Below are 24,791 nucleotides of genomic sequence, written 5' to 3'. Positions count from 1 at the left end.
TTTGCATTGGCTAGAGCGTGCGAAACGCATTGGTGATCGGATAGCGGCGGTCGCGGCCGAAATTGCGGGTGCCAAGCTTCACGCCGGGGGGCGACTGGCGGCGCTTATATTCGGCGACATAGAGCAGCCGCTCGATCCGCGCGACGGTCTCGCGCTCGAAGCCGCGCGCGACCAGTTGCTCGACCGACAATTCCTCCTCGACCAGGCCGTAGAGGATCGGGTCCAGCACTTCATAAGGCGGCAGGCTGTCGTCGTCGCGCTGGTCGGCGCGCAGTTCGGCGCTGGGCGGCTTGCTGATCACCCGCTCCGGCATCACCGGGCCGGTGGGACCAAAGCCTTCGCCCAGCGTCGGAACATGTTCGTTGCGCCAACGGCAGAGGTCAAACACCGTCGTCTTATAGGCGTCCTTCAACACCGAATAGCCGCCCGCCATATCGCCATAGATGGTGGCATAGCCGACCGACATCTCGCTTTTGTTGCCGGTGGTCAGCAGCATGTGGCCGAACTTGTTGCTGAGCGCCATCAGCGTCACGCCCCGGATGCGCGACTGGATATTCTCTTCGGTAAGGTCGCGCTGGCGCTCCGCGAACACCTCGCCCAGCATCGTGTCGAACGCGCCGACCGCCGGTTCGATGGGGATGCTGTCATAACGCACGCCCAGCAGCCGCGCGCAGGCGACGGCATCGTCCAGGCTCTCCTGACTGGTGAAGCGCGAGGGCATCATCACGCACCACACCCGGTCCGCGCCCAGCGCATCGACCGCGACGGCGGCCGATAGCGCACTGTCGATCCCGCCCGACAGGCCCAGCACGACGCCGGGAAAACGGTTGCGGTTCACATAGTCGCGCAGGCCCAGCACCATCGCATTGTAGATGTCGGCGGGCCGGTCATCCAGGACATGGCGATCGCCGGGCAGGCAGACCCACTGCCCCGCCTGCTTCTCCCATGTCGTCAGCACCAGCGCCTCGTCCCAGTCGGGCAGCTGGTGCGCGATCGACAGGTCGGCGTTCATCACGAAGGAGGCGCCGTCGAACACCAGTTCATCCTGCCCGCCGACGCGGTTGAGATAGGCAAGCGGCAGATTGGTCTCGCGCACGCGCGTCCCCGCGACGCCATTGGTGCGGCGGTCATCCTTGTCGACCTCATACGGGCTGCCATTGGGGCTGATCAATAGGTCCGCGCCCTGCGCCTTCAGATGCGCGGTGACGAAGGGGAACCAGATGTCCTCGCAGATCGGCACGCCGATCTTGACGCCCTTGAAGTCGATGGGCGCAGGCAGCGGGCCGGGCGCGAACAGGCGCTTTTCATCGAAGGTGCCGTAATTGGGCAGCTCGCGCTTCTGGCGGATGGCGGTGACCGCGCCGTCTTCCAGCAGCGCGACGACGTTGAACAACACGCCCTGCGCCGCGACCACGGTGCCGACCAGCATCGCCGGGCCGCCATCGCCGGTCGCCTGCGCCAGCCGGTCCAGTTCCTGATTGGCGCGTTCGACCAGCGCGGGCTTCAATACCAGATCTTCGGGCGGATAGCCGATCAGCTGCAATTCGGGATAGACGATCAGGTCCGCATCCATCGCCCGCGCCCGCCATTCCAGCATCGCGTCGGCATTGGCGGCAAGGTCGCCCACCGACTGGGTCATCTGGGCAAGGGCGATCACGAGTTTGTCGGTCATGGACGCGGCCCCTAATGCATTTTTCCGGCTGGCGCAAAAGCGCCTTTCCACCGCGAGCCCGCGCCGCTACAGGGGCGGCGTTTCACCCAGCGTCATCAATTCGTCACGCCTTTTCATTTCAGGGGGTTTTGGCCATGAAGCTCATGACCGGCAATTCGAACAAGCCGCTCGCGGCCGCCATCGCCGACTATATCGAAATTCCCCTGACCGACGCCAGCGTCCGCCGCTTCGCCGATGAGGAAGTGTTCGTGGAAATCCACGAAAATGTCCGGGGCGAAGATGTGTTCGTGCTGCAATCGACCAGCTATCCCACCAACGACAATCTGATGGAATTGCTGATCATGATCGATGCGCTGAAACGCGCGTCAGCCAAGCGAATCACTGCCGTCGTCCCCTATTTCGGCTATGCCCGGCAGGACCGCAAGCCCGGCCCCCGCACCCCGATCAGCGCCAAGCTGGTCGCCAATCTGATCACCAAGGCGGGCGCCGACCGCGTCCTGTCGGTCGATCTGCATGCGGGCCAGATCCAGGGCTTCTTCGACATTCCGACCGACAATCTGTTCGGTGCGCCGGCCATGTCGGCGGATATTCAGGCGCGCTTTGGCGACCGCAACCTGATGGTCGTGTCGCCCGACGTCGGCGGCGTGGTGCGCGCGCGGGCGCTGGCCAAGCGGCTCGACAACGCGCCGCTCGCGATCGTCGACAAGCGCCGTGAGCGCGCGGGCGAATCGGAAGTGATGAACATCATTGGCGATGTCGCCGGGCGTTTCTGCGTCCTGATCGACGATATCGTCGATTCGGCGGGCACGCTCTGCAACGCAGCCTCCGCGCTCAAGGCCGCCGGGGCCGAGGATGTCGTCGCCTATGTCAGCCATGGCGTGCTGTCGGGCGGGGCGGTTGCGCGCGTCGATGCGTCCGACCTGCTGGAACTGGTGATTACCGACACGATCCAGGGGACCGAGGCGGTCAACACCGCCAAGAAGGTCCGCCACCTGCCCATCGCCCCGCTGCTGGGCGAAGCGATCAAGCGCATTGCCGATGAAAGCTCGGTGTCCAGCCTGTTCGACTGACAGCATGAAGCCGGGGCGGCAATTGCCGCCTTGCGTGATGCCGTGCCGCCCGCTATCGGGCTGCCGTCCGTAGCGCTCGCTTGAGCGCAACGGGCAAAGATCGCGCCGGTGCCTCTTGATCGAGGCTTAAAAGGGAAGGCGGTGCGGATGGCTCACACCATCCAAAGCCGCAGCTGTCCCTGCAACTGTAAGCGGTGAGCGTGATGTACATAGCTTCCTCTTCGAAGGAAGCAGCCACTGGACCGTCAAACGTCTGGGAAGGTCGTACATGACGCCATGACCCGTGAGCCAGGAGACCTGCCGGCGTTCTGGTCGCTCTTGCCTTGGTCCAGGGGATGGCCGCGGCACGGTAACTCTCCGTCTGAGCGACGACAGGAAGGCGGCCGGGGCCGCAACCGTCGTGGGACGCTGGGCTATATATGCGCCGGTTCGTCGCCCTGCGTCGGCCGTCGATCGGCGGGCCATGCGCCTATCATCGACATGCTCCACCGCCCGATATCGCTCGGCGCGGGAGGAGACTATATATGGTTAAACACGGCATATCCCTGCTGGCGCTTAGCGCTGCCAGCCCCGTTTTCGCCCAGGCCCCCGAACAGATTTCGGACCTGAGCGGCAACAGCACCCCCATCATCGTCACCGCCTCGCGCGTCACCAGCGAAGCGCGCGAAATCGGCAGCGCGGTGTCGATCATCACCCGTGCCGATATTCAGCGCAACCAGATCCTCTTCCTGAAAGACATATTGCAGGACGCGCCCGGCGTGCAGACGACGGCCGACCGGCCCGGCCAGTTGACCAGCGTCCGCATCCGGGGATCGAACAATAATGAGATTCTCTGGCTGATCGACGGCATTGAGCTCGGTGATCCCAGCGCGATCAGCACCCAGTTCCAGGCCGATCACCTGACCAGCCGCGACATCGACCGGGTCGAAATTCTGCGCGGCAATCAAAGCTCGCTCTATGGGTCGGACGCGGTCGGCGGCGTCATCAACATCATCACCCAGCGCGCGACCGAAGAGGGGCTGCAGGTCAATGCCGAAGCCGAAGCCGGTTCCTATGGCATGCGCAGCGGCGGCGCATCCTTGCTGGGCAAGAGCGGGGCGCTCGATTTCCGCCTGACCGCCACCGGCTATCGCCATGACGGCCCCTCGCTCGCCGATCCCCGCACCGCCAGCCCCGCAGGGTCGGCCACCGAAAAGGACGAATATCGCCGCTACGGCTTTAGCGGCCGGGTCGGCTATCAGGCGACCGAAACCTTGTCGCTGCAAGCGATCGGCTATTGGTTCGATGCCTTCAGCGATCTCGACAATACGACGTCCGACAGCGACGATACCGCCAAAACACGCGACTATGCCGCCGCGGGCCAGGCCAGCTACAAGAGCCTGGACGGCCAGTTCACCGCTGACCTGACCGCCAGCCGCTACGCCGCGCGCCGCCGCTATTTCGGCACCTGGAACCGGGCCGAAGGCGACCTGTTCCGTGGCACCAAAGACGAGTTGACCCTGGCGCTCGCCTATGGCGGGACCGGCCCGATCAGCCTCGCCGCAGGCGGCAATTATGAGCGGGAGAAGACCACGCAGATCACCAGCTTTTCCGGTGCCTTCCCCGCCCGCGTCAACACGCGGTCGGCCTATGCCGAAATCGCGCTGCGGCCGGTCGACGGCCTCACGCTGACCGGCGCGGCGCGGGTCGATGACAATAGCCGCTTCGGCACGTTCGACACCTATCGCGGCACGCTGGCTTATGCGTTGGGCGCGCTCAAGCTGCGCGCCAGTTATGGCACCGGGGCCAAGGCGCCGGGTCTCTATCAATTGTTCGACCCCACCTATGGCAATCCAGACCTTGAAGTCGAGACCAGCCGGGGCGGCGACATCGGCTTCGACCTCGCGCTGGCCGAAGGGCTGACGGCGCAGGTCAGCTATTTCTTCACCCGCAAGACGAACGAGATTAATTTCGACGGCAGCCGTCCGCCCTTTGGCGGCTATGGCCAGTTCGGCCGCACCCGCGCGGAGGGGATCGAAGTCGGCGTCACCGCCCAGCCGCTCCCCTGGCTCGGTCTCAGCCAGACCTATGGCTATACCGACCATGAGCTGGATAGCGACATGGACGGCACCTATGTCAACAGCGGCCGCCCGCGCTATACCGGCACCACATCGGTCATCCTGACCCCGGCCGAACGCGCATCGATGACCGCGCGGGTCCGCTATCATGACGGCGACGCGTCGGGCTTTGGCGGCGCGACCCAGGCCTATACGGTGGTCGACCTGCTCGCCTCCTACGGCATCACCGACCGGGTCGAGTTGTATGGCCGCGTCATCAACCTGTTCGATAAATGGTATCAGGTCAGCTACGGCACCCAGACGCTCGGCCTGTCAGCCTATGGCGGCGTGCGCCTGAGCTTCTGATATGATCCCGTCCCCGCCATCAGACCCCGTAAGGCAGGCTGCGCTTGGCCAAGGCCGGGTCGTTGGCGGGGAAGGGTCAGCGCGGCTTGACCGCGCGGGCGATCGCCTGCGCCGCCTGCACATAGGCGGGGCCGCCGCACACCGTCCACGCCTGCGGAATGGCGATGCGCGGGATGCTGCGCAGCGCGGGATGGTGCAGCATTTCGGTGCCCTGATCGGTCACTTTCTGCGTCGCGCTTTCGATGATCAGATAATCGGGCTGCGACGCCACCATCTCCTCCAGGCTCATCTGCGACAGAGCGGGTTTGCCCAAGCGGGTCGCGAGATTGGTGACGCCCGTGCGCACCAGCAGATCATCGATCAACGTGCCCGATCCGGTCAGATAGCCGCGCCGCTGATAATAAGCCGCAACCGGCGCGCGCGCGGGCCGGGGCAGCCGCGCCAGATCCGCCTCCATCCGCGCGATCAGCGCCTCGCCGCGCGCCGGATGCCCCACCGCCTGCGCCACCTGCCGGATCGAGGCCAAGATGCTGGCGTAATTTTCCGCCGATTGCAGGTCGAGCGTGCGGAAGGGCAGGCGCTTGAACGGGGCGAGCGCCGGATGGCCGCGCGCGGGCAGGCCGATCACCAGATCGGGCCGCGCCGCCAGCACTTCCTCCGACGTACCGCGCAGCATCGGCAGGCCGCGCGCCGCCTCTGCCGCCGCCGACATCTCAGGATCGCGCACATTGCTGGTCAGCCCGGCAATCTGCCCCCGGTCGGCCAGCGCCAGCACCAGTTGATCGGAACACAGGTTCAGCGACACGATGCGCTGCGGCCGCTGGGGCGCAGCGCCACCCCGCTCGGCCGCCGCGCCGGGCAAGGCAAGGCACAACAGGCAGGTGGCAAGGGCAAGCGAGCGCAAGATCATCATCGCGCTTCCATAACGCCCCGGTGCCGTGACACAAGCAAGCCCGATCGGACCCCATGCGCCTGACCCATGAACCGCCCGCGCCGCGCCATCGTGCGCTGATGCCGCTGCTGATCGCCGGGGTGGTGATCGTCGCGGTCGCGTCGCTGCGGCTTGGCCCGGTGACGCTTTCGCTCGACCGGCTGCTGGCCGTCGTCATGGGCCATGGCGATCCGGTCGCAACCACCATATTGCTCGACCTGCGCCTGCCGCGCACGCTCATCGGCCTGCTTGTCGGGGCGATGCTGGGGCTGGCAGGGGCTGTGCTGCAGGGCTATTTGCGCAATCCGCTGGCCGAGCCTTCGGTGCTGGGCGCGTCCAATGCCGCCGCGCTGGGCGCGGTCGCCGCCATTTATTTCGGCGTGGCGGGCTGGCACCCGGCGATGCTGCCGCTGCTTTCGATCGCCACCGGGCTGATCGCGCTGCTGCTGCTCTTCACCCTCGCCGGGCGCGCGGAAAGCGCCTTGACGCTCATTCTCGCGGGCATCGCCGTATCGACGCTCGCCGGGGCGGGGATCAGCCTGGCGCTCAACCTGTCGCCCAATCCTTTTGCCGCGATGGAGATCATGACCTGGCTGATGGGGTCGATTGAAAATAGGTCGATCGATCATGTCTGGATCGTCCTGCCCTGCGTGATCGTCGGCGGCGCGCTGCTGCTGATCGACCGGCGCGCGCTCGACGCGCTGACGCTGGGCGAGGATGGCGCGCGCTCGCTCGGCGTCGATCTGCGCCGTACCCGCACCCGCCTGCTGCTGGGCGTTGCGATCGGCGTGGGCGGGGCGGTGTCGGTGTCCGGTTCGATCGGCTTCATCGGCCTCATCGTCCCCCATCTCGTCCGCCCGCTGACCGATCGCAGCCCGTCCGCCATCCTGCTCCCCTCGCTGCTGGGCGGCGCGATCCTGCTGGTCGCCGCCGACATCCTCGTCCGCCTGATCCCCACCACCAGCGAATTGAAACTCGGCGTGGTCACCGCCTTCCTCGGCGTGCCCATCTTCCTGCTCCATCTGTTGCGGGAGCGGCGGACATGGTGACGATCCGCATCGAAGGGCTGTGCGCCAACCTCGGCCGCCGCGCCGTGCTGCAGGACATCGACGCAACGCTCGCGCCCGGCGCGCTGATCGGCATTATCGGCCCCAATGGCGCGGGCAAATCGACGCTGGTGCGGGCCATGCTCGGCCTCATAGATACGACGCGGGGCCGCGTGACGATCGACGGCCGCGCCATCGCCTCCCTGCCGCCGCGCGACCGTGCCCGCGCCATCGCCTATCTGCCGCAGGGCCAGACGCTGCACTGGCCGCTCAGCGTCGAGCGGCTGGTTGCGCTCGGCCGCCTGCCCCATCTTGGCCCGATGTCGCGCATCGGCGCGGCGGACCATGACGCCATCGTCGCGGCGATGGCCCGCACCGATGTCGCCCATCTCGCCGACCGGATCGCCACCGAATTGTCGGGCGGCGAGCGCGCGCGCGTCATGCTGGCTCGCGCACTGGCGGTGGGTGCGCCCGGCCTTGCCGTGGACGAACCCCTCGCCGCGCTCGACCCCGGTCATCAGATCGACGTCATGCAATTGCTGGCGCGGGAGGCGCGGGCGGGCGGGCTGGTCATCGCCGTGCTGCACGACCTCTCGATGGCGGCGCGCTATTGCGACCGGCTGCTGCTGCTCGATCGCGGCAGGCTGGTCGCCGATGGCACGCCGGACGATGTGCTGACGCAGGACCGGCTGCGTGCCGTCTATGGCATCACCAGCCGCATCGACCTTGCCGCCACGCCGCCGCTGGTCGCCCCGCTCGACCGCGCCTGACCATGGAGAATAAGATGCCCCAAGCCGCCCTCTGGTCCAACCCCGCCGACTTCGACGCCGCCCTGCGCGCGCTGCCCGGTCCCGACACGGATGCGATCGCCGCCGCCGCCGCGCGGCAGGCGCAACTGACCAAGCCCGGCGGATCGCTCGCGCGGCTGGAGCAACTCGCGCTGTTCTTTGCCGGGTGGCAGGGGCAGGCGATCCCCGCGCTCGACCAGGGCCGGGTGCTGATCTTCGCGGGCAATCATGGCGTCACCGTCCATGGCGTCAGCGCCTTTCCCGCCGCCGTCACCGCGCAGATGGTCGCCAATTTCAATGCTGGCGGTGCTGCGATCAACGCGCTGGCCGATGCTGCGGGCCTCGACCTGCGCGTCGTGCCGATCGACCTCGACCGACCGACGGACGATTTCACGCAAGGCGCGGCCATGAGCGAGGCGGACTGCCTCGCGGCGCTGGCGATCGGCGCGGCGGCGGTGGAGCCGGGCCTCGACCTCGTTCTGCTCGGCGAAATGGGCATCGGCAATTCGACCGCCGCCGCCGCGCTTGCTGCGCGCAGCCTGGGGGGCAGCGCGGCCGATTGGGTGGGACCAGGCACCGGCGTCGATGCCGGCGGCATCGCCCGCAAGATCGCCGTAATCGACCGGGCGTTGGCCTTCCATGCGGATGCGCCGCTGACCCCGTTCGAAACGTTGCGCCGCGTCGGCGGGCGAGAGATTGCGGCGATGGCGGGCGCAGCGCTGCGCGCCCGGCAATGGCGCATCCCGGTGATGCTGGATGGCTTCATCAGCGGCGCGGCCATCGCCCCGCTTGCCGCCGCTTATCCCGCCATCGTTGACCATTGCATCGCGGGCCATTGTTCGGCTGAACCCGGCCATGACCGGCTGCTCCGCCAGCTTGGCCTTGATCCGCTGCTGCGGCTTGGCATGCGGCTGGGCGAAGGTAGCGGCGCGGCTGTGGCGGCCAATATCGTGCGGTCCGCGCTCGCCGCCCATGCCCAGATGGCGACCTTCGCGCAGGCCGGCGTGTCGGGCGCGGCATGACGCCCCGGCTGCTCCATCTGCTGCGCCATGGCGCGCCCGACACGCCCGGCCTGCTGATGGGCCGCACCGATGGCAAGCCGACGTTGGCCGGGATCGACGCCTGTCGCGCCCGCGCCACGGGCCTTGGCATGACCGCGATCATCAGTTCCGACCTCACCCGCGCCAGCGCCGCCGCCGACGCCATCGGCCGCGACCATGGCATGCCCGTGCTGCTCGACCCGCGCTGGCGTGAGTTGGATTTCGGGGCCTGGGATGGCCTCGCCCCATCCGCCGTCCCCGCGCAGGCCTTTGCCCGCTTCCATGCCGATCCCGACGCCAGCCCGCCACCGGGCGGCGAGCGCTGGTCGATGCTGGTCGATCGCGTCGCCGCCGCCACCGCCGCGCTGACCGCCGACTCCACCCTCATCCTCACCCATGGCGGCGCGATGCGCGCGGCCATCGCCCATCATTGCGGCCTGACGCCCGCGCAAAGCTGGGCGTTCGACCTGCCTTATGCGTCTTTGCTCTCGTTGCGCCTGTGGCCCGGTCCGCAGCCTGCCGCGCAGATCATCGGCCTGCATCCATGAAGGGGCTGATCATCGCGCTCCAGTTCCTCACCCGCCTGCCGATGCCGCGCGTCACCGCCTCGGCGCAGGATTTCGCCCGGTCGATGCGGTGGTTCCCGGTCGTCGGCCTGATCCTCGGCGCGCTGATCGCCGCCGCCTGCGGGGCGGGGGCGCGGATCGACCCCTGGGTCGGCGCATTGCTCGGCCTCATCGCCTGGGTCGGGCTGACCGGGGCGCTGCATCTCGACGGGCTGGGCGACATGGCCGATGCGGCTGGTGCTGCGCATAAGGACAAGGATCGCCTGCGCGCGGTCCTCTCCGACCCCCATGTCGGCAGCTTCGGCGTCGTCGTGATCGCGCTCCAGCTTATCGCCAAGCTGGTCCTGCTCCATGCCCTCATCGATCGCGCGCCTCTCGCCGCGCTGATCCTGATCCCCTTCGCCGCGCGGATCGCGCCGCTGTGGTGGACCCGCCTGCTCCCGCCGCTGCACGAAGGCCTCGGCACCGCCTTTCGCGGCGCAATCCGCCCGGTCGATCTCGCGCTCTGGGCCGCCGCCTGGCTACTCGCCTGCTGGTGGGTGCCCGGCCTGCTCGCCGCGCCGGTGCTGATGCTCGGCTGGGGCCTGTGGCTGCGGCACCGGATCGGCGGCATTTCGGGCGACGGCCATGGCGCGGGCATCGAACTTGTCGAAAGCGGCCTGCTGCTGGCGGTGCTGCTATGATCGACCGCTGGCACTGGCATGGCGGCGGGCTTGGTGCGGCGCGCGCCTATTTCGGGGAGGGCGATGCGCCCTGGATCGACGTGTCGACCGGCATCAACCCGCAACCCTGGCCCATCCCGCCGCTGGCGATCGACTGGGCGCGCTTGCCCGATGACGCGGCCCTGCGCGCGCTCGAAGCCGCCGCCGCGGCGCATGTCGGCGTCGATCCCACGCATGTCTGCGCCCTGCCCGGCACCGAGATCGGCCTGCGCCTGATCGGCGACCTGCTGTCCGGCCCCGCCTGCCATATCGCGCCTGCCTATCGCACCCATGGCGAGATGATCGAGGGCAGCACGCCGCTTGGCCGCGCCGATCTGGCCGAGGCCGATGACCAAACGCTGATCCTCGCCAACCCCAACAATCCCGACGGCCATCGCTTCGATCGCCCCGCACTGCACGACCTGCTCGCGCGGCGCGGCGAAGGCTGGCTGGTCCTTGACGAAGCCTTTGCCGACACCGACCCGGCGATCAGCTTTGCCGATCAGGTAGGTGAAGACCGCCGCCTGCTGGTCTTCCGCTCCTTCGGCAAATTTTTCGGGCTAGCGGGCGTGCGGCTCGGCTTTTTGATCGGCCCGCCCGCCATCCTCGCCGCCGTCCGCCGCAAGCTCGGAGCCTGGCCCATTTCCGCGCCGGTCATCGCCATCGGCACGGCCGCTTATCGCGACCAGCCCTGGATCGCCGCCACCCGCCAGCGGCTTGGACAACAGGCGTCCGCCCTCGACGCGCTGCTGATCCGCTGCGGCTACCACCCGATCGGCACCTGCCCCCTCTTCCGCCTGATCGAAGCCGACGACGCCCCTGCCTTGTTCGACCGTCTCGCCCGCCGCGCCATCCTGACCCGCCCCTTCACCGAGCAACCCCGCTGGCTGCGCATCGGCCTGCCCGCCGATGCCGCTGCCTGCGACCGGCTCGAAGCGGCGCTGCGCCATGGCTGAGCCGGTCGCGCTCGTCGCGCTGATGCTCGACGCCGCGATCGGCTGGCCCGCCTGGCTTTATGCGCGGATCGGCCACCCGGTCGGGCTCTTCGCGCGCCTCATCGACACTTGCGAGGCGCGCTGGAACCGCCACCAATGGCCTGACGCCACCCGCCGCACACTCGGCATCGCCACGGTCCTGCTACTCCTGATCGTCGCGGCGGGTGGCGGCTGGATCATCCAGACCGTCCTCCTGCGCCTGTGCGGCCCCTATGGCTGGCCGCTCCTCGCCCTGCTCGCCTTTCCCGCGCTCGCCCAGCGCAGCCTGTTCGACCATGTCCGCGCCGTGGCGCAGGCGCAGGCCGCTGACGACCTGCCCCTTGCCCGCCAGCAGGTCGCCCGCATCGTCGGCCGCGATACCGATGCGCTCGATGCCAGCGGCGTCGCCCGCGCCGCGATCGAAAGCCTGGCCGAAAGCTTCTGCGACGGCATCGCCGCGCCGCTCTTCTGGCTGTTGCTGCTCGGCCTGCCCGGCGTCTGGGCCTATAAAGCGATCAACACCGCCGACAGCCTGATCGGCCATCGCGAGCCGCGCTGGCGGGCGTTCGGCTGGGCGGCGGCGCGCAGCGACGATCTGCTCAACCTGCTGCCCGCGCGGATCGGCGGCGCGTTGATCTGCATCGCGGGCGGCGGCGGATGGCGCATCCTGCGGCGCGACGCGCGCGCCCATGCCTCCCCCAATGCGGGCTGGACCGAAGCGGCGATGGCGGGTGCCTTGGGCCTGCGCCTCGCCGGGCCGATCGTCTATGATGGCATCGCCCTGCCCAAAGCCTGGATCGGCGATGGCCGCACGCAGGCTGATGCGCGCGACATCGACCAAGCGCTGCGCATCACCATTCGCGCCAGCCTGTTGCTCTGGCTGATCGCTGGCCTATGGGCCTGGTTTGCATGAGGGAGACGGATATGACCCCTGTTCACAGCCTACTGGTGCTGGGCGGCGCGCGATCGGGCAAGAGCCGCTATGCGCAGGCGCGCGCCGAAGCGACCGGCCTCGACCGCTGCTTCATCGCCACGGCCCAAGCCTTTGACGACGAAATGCTCGACCGCATCGCCCGCCACCAGCAGGATCGTGATGCCCTGTGGCAGACGGTCGAAGCGCCGATGGCATTGGCGGAATCGATCCGCACCCACGCCGCGCCGCGCCGCGTGCTGCTCATCGATTGCCTCACGCTCTGGACGTCGAACCTGCTGCTCGCCGACCAAGACATCGACGCCGCGACCGACGATCTGGTCGCCGCCATCGCCGCCGCGCCCGGCCCGATCATCCTCGTCGCCAATGAAGTGGGCCTCGGCATCGTGCCCGACAATGCGCTCGCCCGCCGCTTCCGCGATGCGGCAGGCCTGCTCAACCAACGGGTCGCCGCCACCGTGCGCGAAGTCCAGTTCCTCGCCGCAGGCCTGCCGCTGACGCTCAAGGGGGCTGCCCCTCTGGCGCAACCGGGCGCAACCGGCTAGGCGATCATGCCATGACAACCCGCGACGACTTGACCCTGGCCAACCGCCTCGCCGATGCGGCGGGCGAAGCCATCCGCCCCTTTTTCCGCGCCCGCTACGACATGGAACTAAAGGCCGACAAGTCGCCCGTGACCGAGGCCGACCGCGCCGCCGAAGCCGCGATCCGCGCGATCTTGGAAAAGGAACGGCCCGGCGACGGCATCATCGGCGAGGAATATGGATCAGTGCGCGAGGATGCGGAACGGGTCTGGATTCTCGACCCGATCGACGGCACCCGCAGCTTCATCGCCGGGCGGCCGATCTTCGGCACGCTGATCGCGCTGACGCAAGGGGGGTGGCCGACCATCGGCCTCATCGACCAGCCGATCGCGCGCGAACGCTGGGCGGGCATGTCCGGCCAGCCCACGACCTTCAACGGCCAGCCGATCCGCACCCGCGCCTGCCGCGCGCTGGAGGGCGCGGGCATCGCCACCACCAGCCCGCACCTCTTCGCCGATGGCGACGTGCCCCATTATATGGCGCTGGTCGCGGCCGTCTCCGGCGGTGCCCCGCGTCAGGGGCCGGTCTATGGCGGCGATTGCTATAATTACGGCCTGCTCGCGTCGGGCTTCCTCGACATCGTCATCGAATCGGGCCTGCAAAGCTATGATTTCGCCGCGTTGGTGCCGGTGGTCGAAGGTGCAGGCGGCCTGATGTGCGACTGGAATGGCGAACCGCTGACGGCGGACAGCGACGGCCATGTCCTGGCGCTCGGCGACCCCGCCCGACTGGAAGATGTGCTCGAAGCCCTCGCCAGCACCCCGCACGATCATGGTCACGATCACGACCATTAAATTTGCCTCCTTCCCCGGTGGGGAGGGGGAGCGAGGTGCAGCCGAGCGTCCGCGCTGGGGCAGTTGCCCAGCCCACTGACTATGCCCGCATAACCACTCCGTTCGTGCTGAGTAGGGGATGAGCGAAGTCGAAGACCCGTATCGAAGCATTATGCGCAGCGCCTGATCCTTCGATACGCCATTTCGACTTCGCTCAATGGCTACTCAGGACGAACGGTATGATAGGGACTTGGCACAAAGCCCCTCCCAGCCCCCTCAAAAAATCCCCAGAAACTTCTTCTTCTGGCTCTTCTGCTCGCTCTTGCTGCCTTCGCCCTTTTCGTCCTTCGCGGTCGTGCCTTGGCCGACATCATCGCGGGGATTGCCGCGCTTGGTGCGCTGCGCCACTGCATTGGCGCCGGACAGGATCGGCCCGCAGGCCGCGCCCTTGGCATCGCCCACATCGGCAAAGGCCAGCACGGCGGCCAGTGGCGTTCCGACCACCGCCAATCCCAAAGCCGCCCCGCCGCGCGCCATCAGTTCGGGGCTGACGACCGCCATGCCGGGCCTGGCGAAATAGCCGTTGATGCCGATCGGCGACTGGCCGGAAAACAGGCTGATCTTCTTGCTGTCCGCGCGGAAGGCGATATCCAAACTCTCGTTACGGAACGAAAATCCGCCGCGCCCGATCATGACATTCTTCTTCGTATCAATGAGGATCGGGTCCGCCGCCGCCACGCCATTGCGCACGGTAAAGGCGATCAGCCCGCAATTGATCTGCACCGGCTCCTTGAGCTTGCCCGCGAACATCTTGGTCGCGAAAGTGCCGATGTCGAGTTCCGACAATTGCACATTGCGCGCCCACATCGTGCCCGCTGGCAGGATCACCGCGATCCGCCCGTTCGATGTCGCCAGCGAATCATGCAGCGTATCGCCAAGGCCCGTCATCTGTATCCGGCCCTTGATCGTGCCGGTGGTGCCCGATTGCTCGACGCCCCAGCGCGCCAGCAGCGTGCCCATCGGCGTCGGGGCCAGCCGAATGTCATAGGTCGTCCGCACCGGCGCGCCGCGCGCGTTGATCTCGATATCCGACGCGACCTGTCCACCCGACATGGCGAACGTCAGCGGCGACAGCGTCAACACGCTACGATCCAGCTTCAGTGACAGGTCGATATCGGAAATGGGGACATAGTCTGCCCGCACGCGCTTGACCTTATATTGCACCTTCGCATCGAAATTGCGGATCGCCTCGACCCGCAACGGCGTGTCGGGCAGGACGCGCGGCGTGCCCTGCACCGTCTCGATCGCGCCAGCCGCGCCCTGCTGCTCGATCTTGGCCGGATCATAGCCGAAGAAGGGCGCGACATCGATGATGTCGAGCGTCTGGGTCGCCAGGTCCGCGGTCAACAGCAAGCGCCCCTTGGGCAGCGACGCGGTGAAGCGCCCGGTCAGGTCGCTATCGCCAAACCGCCCCTTCAACCGGGTGAAACGCCACTCGTCGCCCACCTTGGTCAGCGCCGAGGTAAAGCGATAGCGGCGCGTATCGGGAATCGCCGCGCCCAGAAAATCGAACAGTTGGCTGAGGTTCGGCCCGCGCGTCACCAATTGCAGGTCGCTGCCCTCCAATTCGGTCGCGCCGCGCAGCGTGCCGGTGACATCCACCACCGTCGCGCCTGCCTCCGCGCGCAGCACCAGGCTGTTCTTGCCGCCCGACACCGTGGCGTTGGGGGACAAGAGGCTGCCCTTGAGGTCGAACGGCTTGCCGCGCATGCTGCCCGTGCCCGACAGCCGGACGTCGCTCGCAAAGCGTGTATCTTTCGCCTGCACCGTCTCGAAGCCAATATCGGCGTTCAATTGCATCTGCGGATCACGATAGCGCAACGTCGTCCCCGCCAGCCGCGCCTGCCGGATCAACGGCCATGTCATCGGCTCGCCATCCGAATTCGGGTCGCCCAGCGTCCATGTATTCTGCTTGTGATCGCGCGACCATTCCAGGTCCACCGCACCGTTGCGCAGTTCCAGCCACGACAGGCGCGCCCGGTCGCCGAGGATCAGGCTGAACGGCGCGATCCGCGCGTCGATCAGGTCGGCGCGGAACAGGTCGGGCTGGCTCGCCCAGGGCAGGTTGGCGATGCGCGCCTTTTCCGCCAGCAGCTTGATGGAGAAGGGCGCGAAATAGAGCTGGAAATCGCCGCCCACGCGCACGTCGCGTTCCAGCTGGCTGCCGACGATCTGCTCGAATGGCCGTTTGAGGAAGCGCCCCTTGGTGATGAACAGGATCAACCAGATCGCAAAGAAGAAGCCCAGGATGCCAAGCAGGATCTTCACCGGCAGCGGCAATCGGCGCCACCGCTCGCGCGCCCGCGTCGCATGATGACGCACGGCCGCGCCGCGCCCGGCCGTCGGCCGCTCTGTCATTTCGGGCTCAGCATCGACCATCGCGCGCTCAACGCCCCAGCCCGTCAAATGGCTCCCGCGACCCCCAAAACGCGAATCGCTTGCCTTTTCCCCGGCCGCCCCTTATGGCGCGCCCTTCGCGATATTCAGTGGGACCGCCCGGCTAACTAGGGCTGCCGGGGCTGTCTGTAATCGTCGCGCTACGCAAAGGAGACGAAAATGCCCAAGCTCAAGACCAAGAGCGGTGTGAAGAAGCGCTTCAAGTTCACCGCTTCCGGCAAGGTCAAGCACGGCGTCGCTGGCAAGCGTCACCGTCTGATCAGCCATAACGCCAAATATATTCGCCAGAACCGTGGTACTTCCGTGCTGTCCGATGCCGACGTGGCTCACGTCCGCCTCTGGGCGCCCTACGGCCTCAAGTAAGGAGTAAGGGACATATGGCACGCGTAAAACGGGGTGTAACCACCCGCGCCAAGCATAAGCGGCTTCTGGTACAGGCGAAGGGCTATTATGGCCGTCGCAAGAATACCATCCGTATCGCCCGTCAGGCCGTCGAAAAGGCCGGCCAGTACGCTTATCGCGATCGCAAGGTTAAGAAGCGCAGCTTCCGTGGCCTGTGGATTCAGCGCATCAACGCGGGTGTCCGCGCTGAAGGCCTGACCTATTCGCAGTTCATGCATGGCTTGAAGCTCGCCGGTGTGCAGCTGGACCGCAAGGTTCTGGCCGACATCGCGATGCACGAAGGCGAGGCGTTCAGCGCCATCATCGCCCAAGCCAAGGCTGCCCTGCCCGCAGCCTAAGGCCGATCGGTCGCAAGATCGTCAAAAGGGCGCCGGGGCAGATGCTTCCGGCGCCCTTTTTGTTTGTCTAGCGGACTGTAGGACATCCGTTCGTTTCGAGCGAAGTCGAGAAACGGGACCGAACCAACCTCGGCAAAGCCATACCTGCCCTATGCTATCGGCTTCTCGACTTCGCTCGAAGCGAACGGAAGAGGGAGTCGCTCTGAGGACCACCCCATGTCGCTGCATCTCTGGTGGCTTTATGTCACCGCCGTCTTCCTCATCTCCGCCACGCCGGGGCCGAACATGCTGCATGTGATGACGCAGAGCATTCAGCACGGCCCGCGCAAGGCGATGGCGACGATGGCGGGGCTGATGAGCGCGGTGCTGCTGTGCCTCGCCGCTTCGGCGCTGGGCCTTGGCGCGCTGCTCAAAACCTCGCCGCGGCTGTTCGACATACTGCGCTATGCCGGCGTCGCCTATCTCGTCTGGCTGGGGATAAAGGCCTGGCGCGCGCCGGTCGGCGCAGCCGCTGCTACCGTGCCCGCCCGTTCGCACCACGCCCTCTTCGCCACCGGCCTGCTCACGGGCCTCTCCAACCCCAAGCTCATCATCTTCGCCGCCGCGCTCTTCCCCCAGTTCATCGACACCGACCGCCCCTTCGGCGTCCAGCTCACCATCCTGGTGCTGACCTTCGTGGTGATCGAGAGTTTCTGGTACAGCGTCTATGCACTCGGCGGCCTCCGCCTCGCCCGCTGGCTCGCCCCCGCCAACCGCCAACGCCTCTTCAACCGCGCGACCGGCGTCATGTTCATCGGCTTCGGCGGCGCGTTGCTGGGGGCACGGGCGTAGGTTAAGCTCTCAGTCCGTCATCCCGCCTCTCACTTTGTCATTCCCGCGAAGGCGGGAATCCATCTCCGGGCCTAGCCGATGCAACGCGACTTCGATCCCACCGTCTACATATTGGCAAGCCACAGAAACGGCACTTTATACGTCGGCGTCACCTCAAACCTGCTCCAACGCCTCTATCAGCATCGTTCGGGCTTGATCGATGGCTTCGCAAAAGACTACGGCATCCAGCGACTGGTCTGGTTTCAAAGCGGTGGATCGATGGAAGAGGCGATCCGACGTGAAAAGCAGATCAAGAAGTGGAACAGGCCATGGAAAATCAACCTGATTGAGCAAGCTAATCCCGATTGGAGAGATTTAGCGGTCGATCTGGGATTTGATCCCTTGGAAAGTCGGCGCATCGATGGAGCGCCATGACATTTGGACAGGCGGGGAGATGGATTCCCGCCTTCGCGGGAATGACAGTAGATGACTGAAATAAGCGCATTGAAAGCCGGGCTGATCGCCGACATCGACGCCGCCGATACGCCGGACGCGGTGGAGGCGTTGCGGGTTGGGGCGTTGGGCAAGAATGGGGTCATCACCGGCCTGCTCAAGACGCTGGGGGGCATGTCGCCGCAGGAGCGGCTGGAACAAGGCCCGCCGATCCAGGATCTGCGCGAATCCGTCACCGCCGCCATTGCCGCGCGCAAGGCTGCGCTCGAAAGCGCCGCGCTCGACGCGCGCCTGGCGTCGGAAAAGATCGACATGACCCTGCCCGCCGATGTGGGGCCGCAAGGCAGCGTCCACCCGGTCGCCCAAGTGATGGACGAACTGGCCGAGATCTTCGCCGATCTGGGCTTCTCCGTCGCCACCGGGCCGGAGATCGAGGACGACTGGCATAATTTCACCGCGCTCAACATCCCCGAAACCCATCCGGCGCGCGCGATGCACGACACCTTCTATTTCCCGGACGAGGAAGGGCAGAAGCGGATGCTGCTGCGTACCCATACCTCCCCGGTCCAGATCCGCACGATGATGACGACGCCCCCGCCGATCCGCATCATCGCGCCCGGCCGCGTCTATCGCAGTGACTCCGACGCCACCCACACGCCGATGTTCCACCAGATCGAGGGCCTCGTCATCGACAAGGGCATCACGCTCGGTCACCTGAAATGGACGCTGGAAACCTTCCTCAAGGCCTTTTTCGAGCGCGAGGATATCGTCCTGCGCCTGCGCCCCAGCTACTTCCCCTTCACCGAACCCTCGGTCGAGGTCGATGTCGGCTATGCACTCACCAATGGCCAGCGTGTCATCGGCGGCGACGGCGATGCGCCCGATGGCGGCTGGCTCGAAGTGCTGGGCAGCGGCATGGTCAATCGCCGCGTGATCGAAAGCTGTGGCCTGAACCCCGACGAGTGGCAGGGCTTCGCCTTCGGCACCGGGGTCGACCGACTTGCCATGCTCAAATATGGGATGAACGACTTGCGTGCCTTCTTCGACGGCGACCTGCGCTGGCTCAAACATTATGGCTTCTCCGCGCTCGACGTGCCCACGCTCAGCGGAGGAGTCGGCGCATGAAGTTCACGCTCAGCTGGCTCAAGACGCATCTCGCCACCGATGCCGACCTGGCGACGATCCTCAAGAAGCTCAACGCCATCGGCCTGGAGGTGGACGGCGTCGACAACCCCGCCGAAAAGCTCGCGGCGTTCAAAATCGCGCGCGTGCTGACCGCCGATCCCCATCCGCAGGCCGACAAGCTGCAGGTGCTGACCGTCGATCAGGGCGACGGCACCCCGTTGCAGGTCGTATGCGGCGCGCCCAATGCGCGCGCAGGGCTGGTCGGCGTGTTCGGGACGGAGGGCGCGGTCGTGCCGTCCAATGGCATGGTGCTGAAAAAGACCGCGATTCGCGGCGTCGATTCCAATGGCATGATGTGTTCCTCGCGCGAGCTGGAACTGGGCGACGATCATGACGGCATCATCGAACTGCCTGGCGACGCACCGGTGGGGCAGGTCTATGCCGACTGGGCGGGCCTCAATGATCCGGTCATCGACGTGTCGATCACCCCCAATCGCCAGGATTGCATGGGCGTGCGCGGCATCGCCCGCGATCTGGCTGCTGCTGGCCTCGGCACGCTCAACGCGCTGATCGTGCCGCCGATCGTCGGCGTCGGCCCCGGCCCGGACGTGCGCACCGACGATGCCGAAGGCTGCCCCGCCTTCTACGCGCGCACCGTGCGCGGCGTCACCAACGGCCAGTCGCCCGAATGGATGGCGCGGCGGTTGAAGGCCATTGGCCAGAAGCCGATCAGCACCCTGGTCGACATCACCAACTATATCATGATCGACCTTGGCCGACCGCTGCACGTCTATGACATGGCCAGCCTCAAGGGCGGCCTGGTCGCGCGCAAGGGCAAGGCGGGCGAGCAAGTGCTGGCGCTCAACGGCAAGACCTACACCGTCGATGACACGATGACCGTCATCGCCGACGATGCAGCGGTCCACGACATTGGCGGCATCATGGGCGGCGAACATTCCGGCGCGCAGGATGGCACGACCGACGTGCTGATCGAATGCGCCTATTTCACGCCCGAACGGATCGCGATGACGGGGCAGAAACTGACCCTCACCTCCGACGCGCGCGGCCGCTTCGAACGCGGGGTCGATCCCGCCTTCCTCGACGATGGCCTGTCGATCGCCACCAGCCTGGTCATCCATCTGTGCGGCGGCACCGCCAGCGAACCGACGCGCGCGGGCAGCCCGCCGCTCACCCCCAAGATCATCGACTATGATCCCGACCAGTGCCTGGCGCTGGCCGGTGTCGATGTCCCCGCCGACGAACAGAAGCGCATCCTGACCAATCTGGGCTTCACCGTCACCGGCGAAGCGGTGAGCTTCGATTATCAGGATGGCATGCCCGTCAGCCTGCCCGGCTATTGGGCGGTCACCGTCCCCAGCTGGCGCCGCGACGTCGATGGCTGGCCCGATCTGGTCGAGGAGGTGGTGCGCATCGTCGGGCTGGACCATGTGCCCTCCACCCCGCTGCCGCGCGTGCCGGGCGTCGCCCGCCCCACCGCCACGCCCGAACAGCTGGTCGAACGCCGCGTGCGCCGCACCGCCGCCGCGCGCGGCCTCTCCGAAGCGATCAACTGGTCCTTCCTCTCCGAAAAAGAAGCCGCATCGGTCGGCGGCGGCGACTGGGTGCTGGCCAACCCAATCTCCGAAGACCTCAAGGTCATGCGGCCCTCGCTGCTGCCCGGCCTGCTGTCCGCAACCCGCCGCAACATGGATCGTGGTGCCTCGTCGGTACGCTTGTTCGAGCTTGGCCGACGCTATTTCAAGCAGGGCGAGCGCGCGACGGTCGGCTTCGTGCTGGCGGGCGATCAATCGCCGCGCGGCTGGCAGACCGGCAAGGCGCAGGCTTTCTCCGCCTTCGATGCCAAGGGCGAAGTCGTCGCCCTGCTCGCGGCGGCGGGCGCGCCGGTCGCCAATCTGCAGAATTTCGGTGAGGCTTCGGGTGCCTATCATCCCGGCCAGTCAGGCACGCTGCGCCTTGGCCCCAAGGCGGTTCTGGCCGAATATGGCGTGCTGCACCCGGCCCTCGCCAAGCAGTTCGGCCTGAGCGGCACGGTGGTTGCGGGCGAAATCTTCCTCGATGCCATTCCGGGCAAGCGCAAATCGGGCTTCATGCGCGCGCCCTACGCGCCGCCTGCGCTCCAGGCGGTGAAGCGCGATTTCGCCTTCGTCGTGCCGGAGCAGCAGGAAGCCGACGCGCTGGTCCGCGCAGTCAAGGGCGCGGACAAGAAGGCAATCGTCGATGCCCGCTTGTTCGATGTCTTCACCGGACCGGGCGTCGAGGAGGGGCATAAGAGCCTCGCCATCGAAGTCACGCTACAGCCCGGCGACAAGAGCTTCACCCAGGACGATCTCGACGCGATCAGCGCCGCTATCGTGAAAGCCGCCCAGAAGCTGGGCGGCGTCCTGCGGGGGTAAATAACGAGACCGTTCCCCGGCGGAAGCCGGGGAACGGTCTCGAAACGGCTTACTTCTTATCGTCGTCCTTCTTGGGCTTCGCCACCACCGGCGGCGCGATCGGGGCGATCTTGCAGCCCTTGGCCGAAGCCAGCCCGCGCAGATAGCCGCGCCGCGCAATTCCCGCCGTCACCGCCGCCTGCAAGCGCCGCTCGGCCGGAGCCGCGCCGCTGATCTCGCGCACCAGCCCGCGGAACGGGATCAGCGAATTGACCACGGTCTTGCCAACGGCAGACGCGATCTTGCCGGTGCGATTCTCGTTCGCATCCTTGCCCGCGACGAAATCATCGCCCAGCACCGCGTTCAACTCGCCCAGCCCCCGGTTCAATCCGGTGCAGGTGCGCGACGGCGGCGTCGCATAGGGATTCTCGACCGCCTTGAGCAGCACCGGCGGAATTTCGTCCTTCTCAAGCCCGATGTCGCGCACCGGCTGGCTGGCAATCTCGCCCGCCCGGTCCAGCGTATCGTCCCTTGGCTTGTCCTTGTCCTGCGCCAGCGCGGTCCCCGACAACAGCAGGGACAGGGTGGCAGCAGCGATAAATGATTTCATGATATTTCTCCCGATCGCCAAACCAGCGACCAGGGGTTTCAGTTCCCAGACGAAACGATTGCCGGGGCAGACAGGCCCATGCCGCACCGCTATGGGAGGCGGGACAGCCCAGGAGCCGCCCTTGTCCGACGCCCTTATCGCCATCGCCTCGCCCGCCTTGTCCGCCACCATCAACCCGCTGGGGGCCGAACTCTGGTCGCTTCGGGACGCGGAGGGCCGCGACCTGATGACCGATGCCGATCCGCGCTGGTGGACCGGGCATGCGCCCCTGCTCTTCCCCTTCGTCGGCCGGTCGCGCGGCGATGTCTATCGGCTCGATGGGCAGACCTATCCCATGCCGCAACATGGCTTCGCCCGCCGCAGCGCCTTCGCGGTCGTGGAGCAGGGCAACGACAGCGCGCTATTCCGGCTGGAGGCGGACGATGCCAGCCGCGCCATCTACCCCTTCGACTTCCGCCTCGACATGGCGTTCGCGCTGACCGACGCCACGCTGCATATGACCGCCACCGTCGCCAACCGGGGCGACAGGGTCATGCCCTTCGCCTTTGGCTATCACCCCGCCTTCGCCTGGCCGCTGCCCTATGGCGGCGGCGTTAAGGATCATCGCATCATCTTTGAAGCGCCCGAACCCGCGCCGATCCGCAAAGTCGGCGACGAACCCGGCCTCATCGCCCACGAGCACGCGGCCACCCCGGTCGAGGGCGACAGCCTCGCCCCCACCCATGACATGTTCGCGGGCGACGCGCTGATCTGGGACGACCTCGCCAGCCGATCGCTCCTCTGGGGCGTCCCCGGCCAGCCGCGCCTCAAAATCGACTTCCCCGACACCCCCTGGCTTGGCCTGTGGCAAAAGCCCGGCGCGCATTATCTGTGCGTCGAACCCTGGGCCGGAATGGCGGACCTGGTCGGGTTCGAGGGCGACGTCTGGGCCAAGCAGGGCATCATGGCCCTCCCCCCCGGCCACGCCCGCAGCTTCCGCATGGACGTGACGCTGACCCAAGACTGACCCCTATTTTTTTCCGTCATTCCCGCGTAGGCGGGAACCCATCTCCCAACCCCGCCTCCTCCTGCCCGGTCAGGAGATGGATCCCCGCCTGCGCGGGGATGACGAACCAGATAGATTGACTCGCATGACCATCCCATCCCGCCGCACCTTCGCGATCATTTCCCACCCTGACGCCGGTAAGACCACGCTGACGGAAAAGCTGCTGCTGGAAGGCGGCGCGATCCATCTGGCGGGTGAGGTCAAGGCGCGCGGGGCGAACCGCCGCGCCCGGTCGGACTGGATGAAGATCGAGCAGCAGCGCGGCATTTCCGTCACCTCCTCGGTCATGACGTTCGAACGGACGCGCGATGGCGAAACCATCACCTTCAACCTGCTCGACACGCCGGGGCATGAGGATTTCTCCGAAGATACCTATCGCACCCTGACCGCCGTCGACAGCGCCGTCATGGTCATCGACGCGGCCAAGGGCATCGAGCCGCAGACGCGCAAATTGTTCGAGGTTTGCCGCCTGCGCAACCTGCCCATCATCACCTTCGTCAACAAGGTCGATCGCGAAGGCCGCGAAACCTTCGGCCTGCTCGACGAGGTCGCCGACCAGTTGCAGCTCGACGTCTGCCCGATGAGCTGGCCGGTCGGCATGGGCGGCGAGTTTGAAGGCATTTACGACTTCGCCACCAACCGGCTGATGCAGCCGACCGGCCCATCCAAGGAATTTGATGGCACCCGCCACCAATTCACCGGCCTGGACGACCCCAAACTCGCCGACTTCCTCTCCCCCCGCGCGCTCGAACGGCTGCGCGAGGAAGCGGAATTGTCGCAGGGCGGCTATGCCAGCTTCGACCTCGACCGCTATCGGCAGGGTGACCTGACGCCCGTTTATTTCGGCTCGGCGCTCAAATTGTTCGGCGTCACCGAATTGATCGACGCGCTCGCCGCCCATGCGCCGCCGCCGCGCGCGCAACCGGCCGAACCCGCCGCGGTCGAACCCGACGCCAGCGAAGTCACCGGCTTCATCTTCAAGGTGCAGGCCAATATGGACCCGCAGCATCGCGACCGCATCGCCTTCATGCGCCTCGTCTCAGGCAAGTTCAAACGCGGCATGAAGCTGACGCCGTCAGGCTCCGGCAAGCCGCTCGCCGTCCACTCGCCGATCCTTTTCTTCGCGCAGGATCGCGAACTTGCGGACGAGGCCTTCCCCGGCGACATTATCGGCATTCCCAATCATGGCGCGCTGCGCGTCGGCGATACGCTGTCGGAGAAGCCCGGCCTGCGCTTCACTGGCCTGCCCAATTTCGCGCCCGAAATATTGCGCCGGGTGCAGTTGAAAGACCCGACCAAGACCAAGCAGTTGCGCAAGGCGCTGGACGATCTGTCCGAAGAGGGGGTGATCCAGGTCTTCTATCCCGAAATCGGCAGCCAATGGATCGTCGGCGTCGTCGGCCAGCTCCAGCTCGAAGTGCTGATCTCGCGGCTTGATGCCGAATATAAGGTCGCCGCCGTGCTGGAAGCCTCACCCTTCGACACGGCCCGCTGGATCGGCGGCGACGACGCGGCGATCAAGGAGATGGTGTCTTACAACAATGCCAACATGGCCAAGGACCGCGACGATAATCTCGTCTTCATGGCCCGAAGCGCCTGGGACATCGGCTACCAGCAGGAACGCCACCCCAAAGTCACCTTCAGCGCCACCCGCGAGCGGTAAGGCGGCTTGCGATTACC

Annotated in this window: 23 protein-coding genes and 1 riboswitch; of the genes, 19 read left to right on the top strand and 4 right to left on the bottom strand. The window is 66.8% G+C overall.

Annotated features, from left to right (window positions below):
- Positions 1–10: 10 nt before the first annotated feature.
- The gene (locus tag BSY17_RS12900; RefSeq protein WP_069065804.1) at positions 11–1,672 is read right to left on the bottom strand and encodes an NAD+ synthase; all 1,662 of its coding nucleotides are present in this window, start codon (positions 1,670–1,672) and stop codon (positions 11–13) included.
- A 134-nt stretch (positions 1,673–1,806) separates the two neighbouring features.
- On the opposite strand from BSY17_RS12900, the gene BSY17_RS12895 reads away from it, so the two are divergent.
- Both BSY17_RS12895 and BSY17_RS12890 read left to right on the top strand, forming a co-directional pair.
- Positions 1,807–2,742, top strand: a complete 936-nt coding sequence (locus BSY17_RS12895) for a ribose-phosphate pyrophosphokinase (RefSeq protein ID WP_069065803.1) — start codon at positions 1,807–1,809, stop codon at positions 2,740–2,742.
- 89 nt (positions 2,743–2,831) lie between these two features.
- A riboswitch (cobalamin riboswitch) is annotated at positions 2,832–3,061 on the top strand.
- Positions 3,062–3,266: 205 nt separating this feature from the next.
- Positions 3,267–5,144: a TonB-dependent receptor plug domain-containing protein gene (locus BSY17_RS12890; RefSeq protein ID WP_069065802.1), complete on the top strand. Its 1,878-nt coding sequence runs from the start codon at positions 3,267–3,269 to the stop codon at positions 5,142–5,144.
- 76 nt (positions 5,145–5,220) lie between these two features.
- Here the strand turns inward: BSY17_RS12890 and BSY17_RS12885 are convergent, their stop codons facing one another.
- The gene (locus BSY17_RS12885) at positions 5,221–6,057 is read right to left on the bottom strand and encodes an ABC transporter substrate-binding protein (RefSeq protein ID WP_069065801.1); all 837 of its coding nucleotides are present in this window, start codon (positions 6,055–6,057) and stop codon (positions 5,221–5,223) included.
- 53 nt (positions 6,058–6,110) lie between these two features.
- Here BSY17_RS12885 and BSY17_RS12880 point away from each other — a divergent pair, with 53 nt between their 5' ends.
- The 9 genes from BSY17_RS12880 to hisN are packed head-to-tail and all read left to right on the top strand — an operon-like array spanning position 6,111 to position 13,499.
- Positions 6,111–7,124, top strand: coding sequence for a FecCD family ABC transporter permease (locus tag BSY17_RS12880; RefSeq protein WP_037472461.1), 1,014 nt, complete (start codon positions 6,111–6,113; stop codon positions 7,122–7,124).
- Positions 7,118–7,891: an ABC transporter ATP-binding protein gene (locus BSY17_RS12875; protein WP_069065800.1), complete on the top strand. Its 774-nt coding sequence runs from the start codon at positions 7,118–7,120 to the stop codon at positions 7,889–7,891. Before BSY17_RS12880 ends, BSY17_RS12875 begins: the two co-directional genes overlap by 7 nt.
- Positions 7,892–7,905: 14 nt before the next feature.
- On the top strand, positions 7,906–8,931 hold the full coding sequence (gene cobT, locus BSY17_RS12870) for a nicotinate-nucleotide--dimethylbenzimidazole phosphoribosyltransferase (RefSeq protein WP_069065799.1): 1,026 nt from the start codon (positions 7,906–7,908) through the stop codon (positions 8,929–8,931).
- Positions 8,928–9,497, top strand: coding sequence for a histidine phosphatase family protein (locus tag BSY17_RS12865; RefSeq protein WP_069065798.1), 570 nt, complete (start codon positions 8,928–8,930; stop codon positions 9,495–9,497). Before cobT ends, BSY17_RS12865 begins: the two co-directional genes overlap by 4 nt.
- Complete coding sequence (cobS, locus tag BSY17_RS12860; RefSeq protein WP_069065797.1) at positions 9,494–10,198, top strand: adenosylcobinamide-GDP ribazoletransferase; 705 nt, start codon at positions 9,494–9,496, stop codon at positions 10,196–10,198. The genes BSY17_RS12865 and cobS overlap by 4 nt, the downstream gene beginning before the upstream one ends.
- Positions 10,195–11,172: a threonine-phosphate decarboxylase gene (locus tag BSY17_RS12855; protein ID WP_069065796.1), complete on the top strand. Its 978-nt coding sequence runs from the start codon at positions 10,195–10,197 to the stop codon at positions 11,170–11,172. Before cobS ends, BSY17_RS12855 begins: the two co-directional genes overlap by 4 nt.
- Positions 11,165–12,103 (top strand): adenosylcobinamide-phosphate synthase CbiB, encoded by a 939-nt coding sequence (cbiB, locus tag BSY17_RS12850; protein WP_069066960.1) that lies wholly within the window; start codon positions 11,165–11,167, stop codon positions 12,101–12,103. The genes BSY17_RS12855 and cbiB overlap by 8 nt, the downstream gene beginning before the upstream one ends.
- A gap of 11 nt (positions 12,104–12,114) precedes the next feature.
- Positions 12,115–12,666, top strand: coding sequence for a bifunctional adenosylcobinamide kinase/adenosylcobinamide-phosphate guanylyltransferase (gene cobU, locus BSY17_RS12845; RefSeq protein WP_069065795.1), 552 nt, complete (start codon positions 12,115–12,117; stop codon positions 12,664–12,666).
- Between the two features lie 11 nt (positions 12,667–12,677).
- Positions 12,678–13,499 carry a histidinol-phosphatase gene (hisN, locus tag BSY17_RS12840; RefSeq protein ID WP_069065794.1) on the top strand — a complete coding sequence of 274 codons (822 nt, stop codon included), beginning with the start codon at positions 12,678–12,680 and terminating at the stop codon, positions 13,497–13,499.
- A gap of 255 nt (positions 13,500–13,754) precedes the next feature.
- On the opposite strand, the gene BSY17_RS12835 is transcribed toward hisN, so the two are convergent.
- Positions 13,755–15,917 carry an AsmA family protein gene (locus BSY17_RS12835; RefSeq protein ID WP_069066959.1) on the bottom strand — a complete coding sequence of 721 codons (2,163 nt, stop codon included), beginning with the start codon at positions 15,915–15,917 and terminating at the stop codon, positions 13,755–13,757.
- A gap of 177 nt (positions 15,918–16,094) precedes the next feature.
- Here BSY17_RS12835 and rpmI point away from each other — a divergent pair, with 177 nt between their 5' ends.
- The 6 genes from rpmI to pheT all read left to right on the top strand — a co-directional run bounded on the left by rpmI (position 16,095) and on the right by pheT (position 21,477).
- Complete coding sequence (gene rpmI, locus BSY17_RS12830; protein WP_004208916.1) at positions 16,095–16,298, top strand: 50S ribosomal protein L35; 204 nt, start codon at positions 16,095–16,097, stop codon at positions 16,296–16,298.
- Positions 16,299–16,312: 14 nt separating this feature from the next.
- Complete coding sequence (rplT, locus tag BSY17_RS12825) at positions 16,313–16,675, top strand: 50S ribosomal protein L20 (protein WP_037474806.1); 363 nt, start codon at positions 16,313–16,315, stop codon at positions 16,673–16,675.
- A 216-nt stretch (positions 16,676–16,891) separates the two neighbouring features.
- On the top strand, positions 16,892–17,506 hold the full coding sequence (locus BSY17_RS12820) for a LysE family translocator (protein ID WP_069065793.1): 615 nt from the start codon (positions 16,892–16,894) through the stop codon (positions 17,504–17,506).
- Between the two features lie 78 nt (positions 17,507–17,584).
- Positions 17,585–17,920, top strand: a complete 336-nt coding sequence (locus tag BSY17_RS12815; RefSeq protein WP_069065792.1) for a GIY-YIG nuclease family protein — start codon at positions 17,585–17,587, stop codon at positions 17,918–17,920.
- 51 nt (positions 17,921–17,971) lie between these two features.
- A complete protein-coding gene (gene pheS, locus BSY17_RS12810) occupies positions 17,972–19,063 on the top strand; it encodes a phenylalanine--tRNA ligase subunit alpha (protein WP_069065791.1) in 1,092 nt (363 codons plus the stop codon).
- Positions 19,060–21,477, top strand: a complete 2,418-nt coding sequence (pheT, locus tag BSY17_RS12805) for a phenylalanine--tRNA ligase subunit beta (protein WP_069065790.1) — start codon at positions 19,060–19,062, stop codon at positions 21,475–21,477. The genes pheS and pheT overlap by 4 nt, the downstream gene beginning before the upstream one ends.
- A gap of 49 nt (positions 21,478–21,526) precedes the next feature.
- Here the strand turns inward: pheT and BSY17_RS12800 are convergent, their stop codons facing one another.
- Positions 21,527–22,066, bottom strand: coding sequence for a hypothetical protein (locus tag BSY17_RS12800; protein ID WP_069065789.1), 540 nt, complete (start codon positions 22,064–22,066; stop codon positions 21,527–21,529).
- Between the two features lie 121 nt (positions 22,067–22,187).
- Between BSY17_RS12800 and BSY17_RS12795 the strand changes: the two genes are divergently transcribed.
- Together BSY17_RS12795 and BSY17_RS12790 are read left to right on the top strand one after the other, a co-directional pair.
- Complete coding sequence (locus BSY17_RS12795) at positions 22,188–23,072, top strand: aldose 1-epimerase family protein (RefSeq protein WP_069065788.1); 885 nt, start codon at positions 22,188–22,190, stop codon at positions 23,070–23,072.
- 124 nt (positions 23,073–23,196) lie between these two features.
- A complete protein-coding gene (locus BSY17_RS12790; RefSeq protein ID WP_069065787.1) occupies positions 23,197–24,774 on the top strand; it encodes a peptide chain release factor 3 in 1,578 nt (525 codons plus the stop codon).
- Positions 24,775–24,791: the final 17 nt, after the last annotated feature.

The organism is Sphingobium sp. RAC03 (assembly GCF_001713415.1).
Lineage (GTDB): Bacteria > Pseudomonadota > Alphaproteobacteria > Sphingomonadales > Sphingomonadaceae > Sphingobium.
This window is presented reverse-complemented; position numbering and strand designations above follow the sequence as displayed.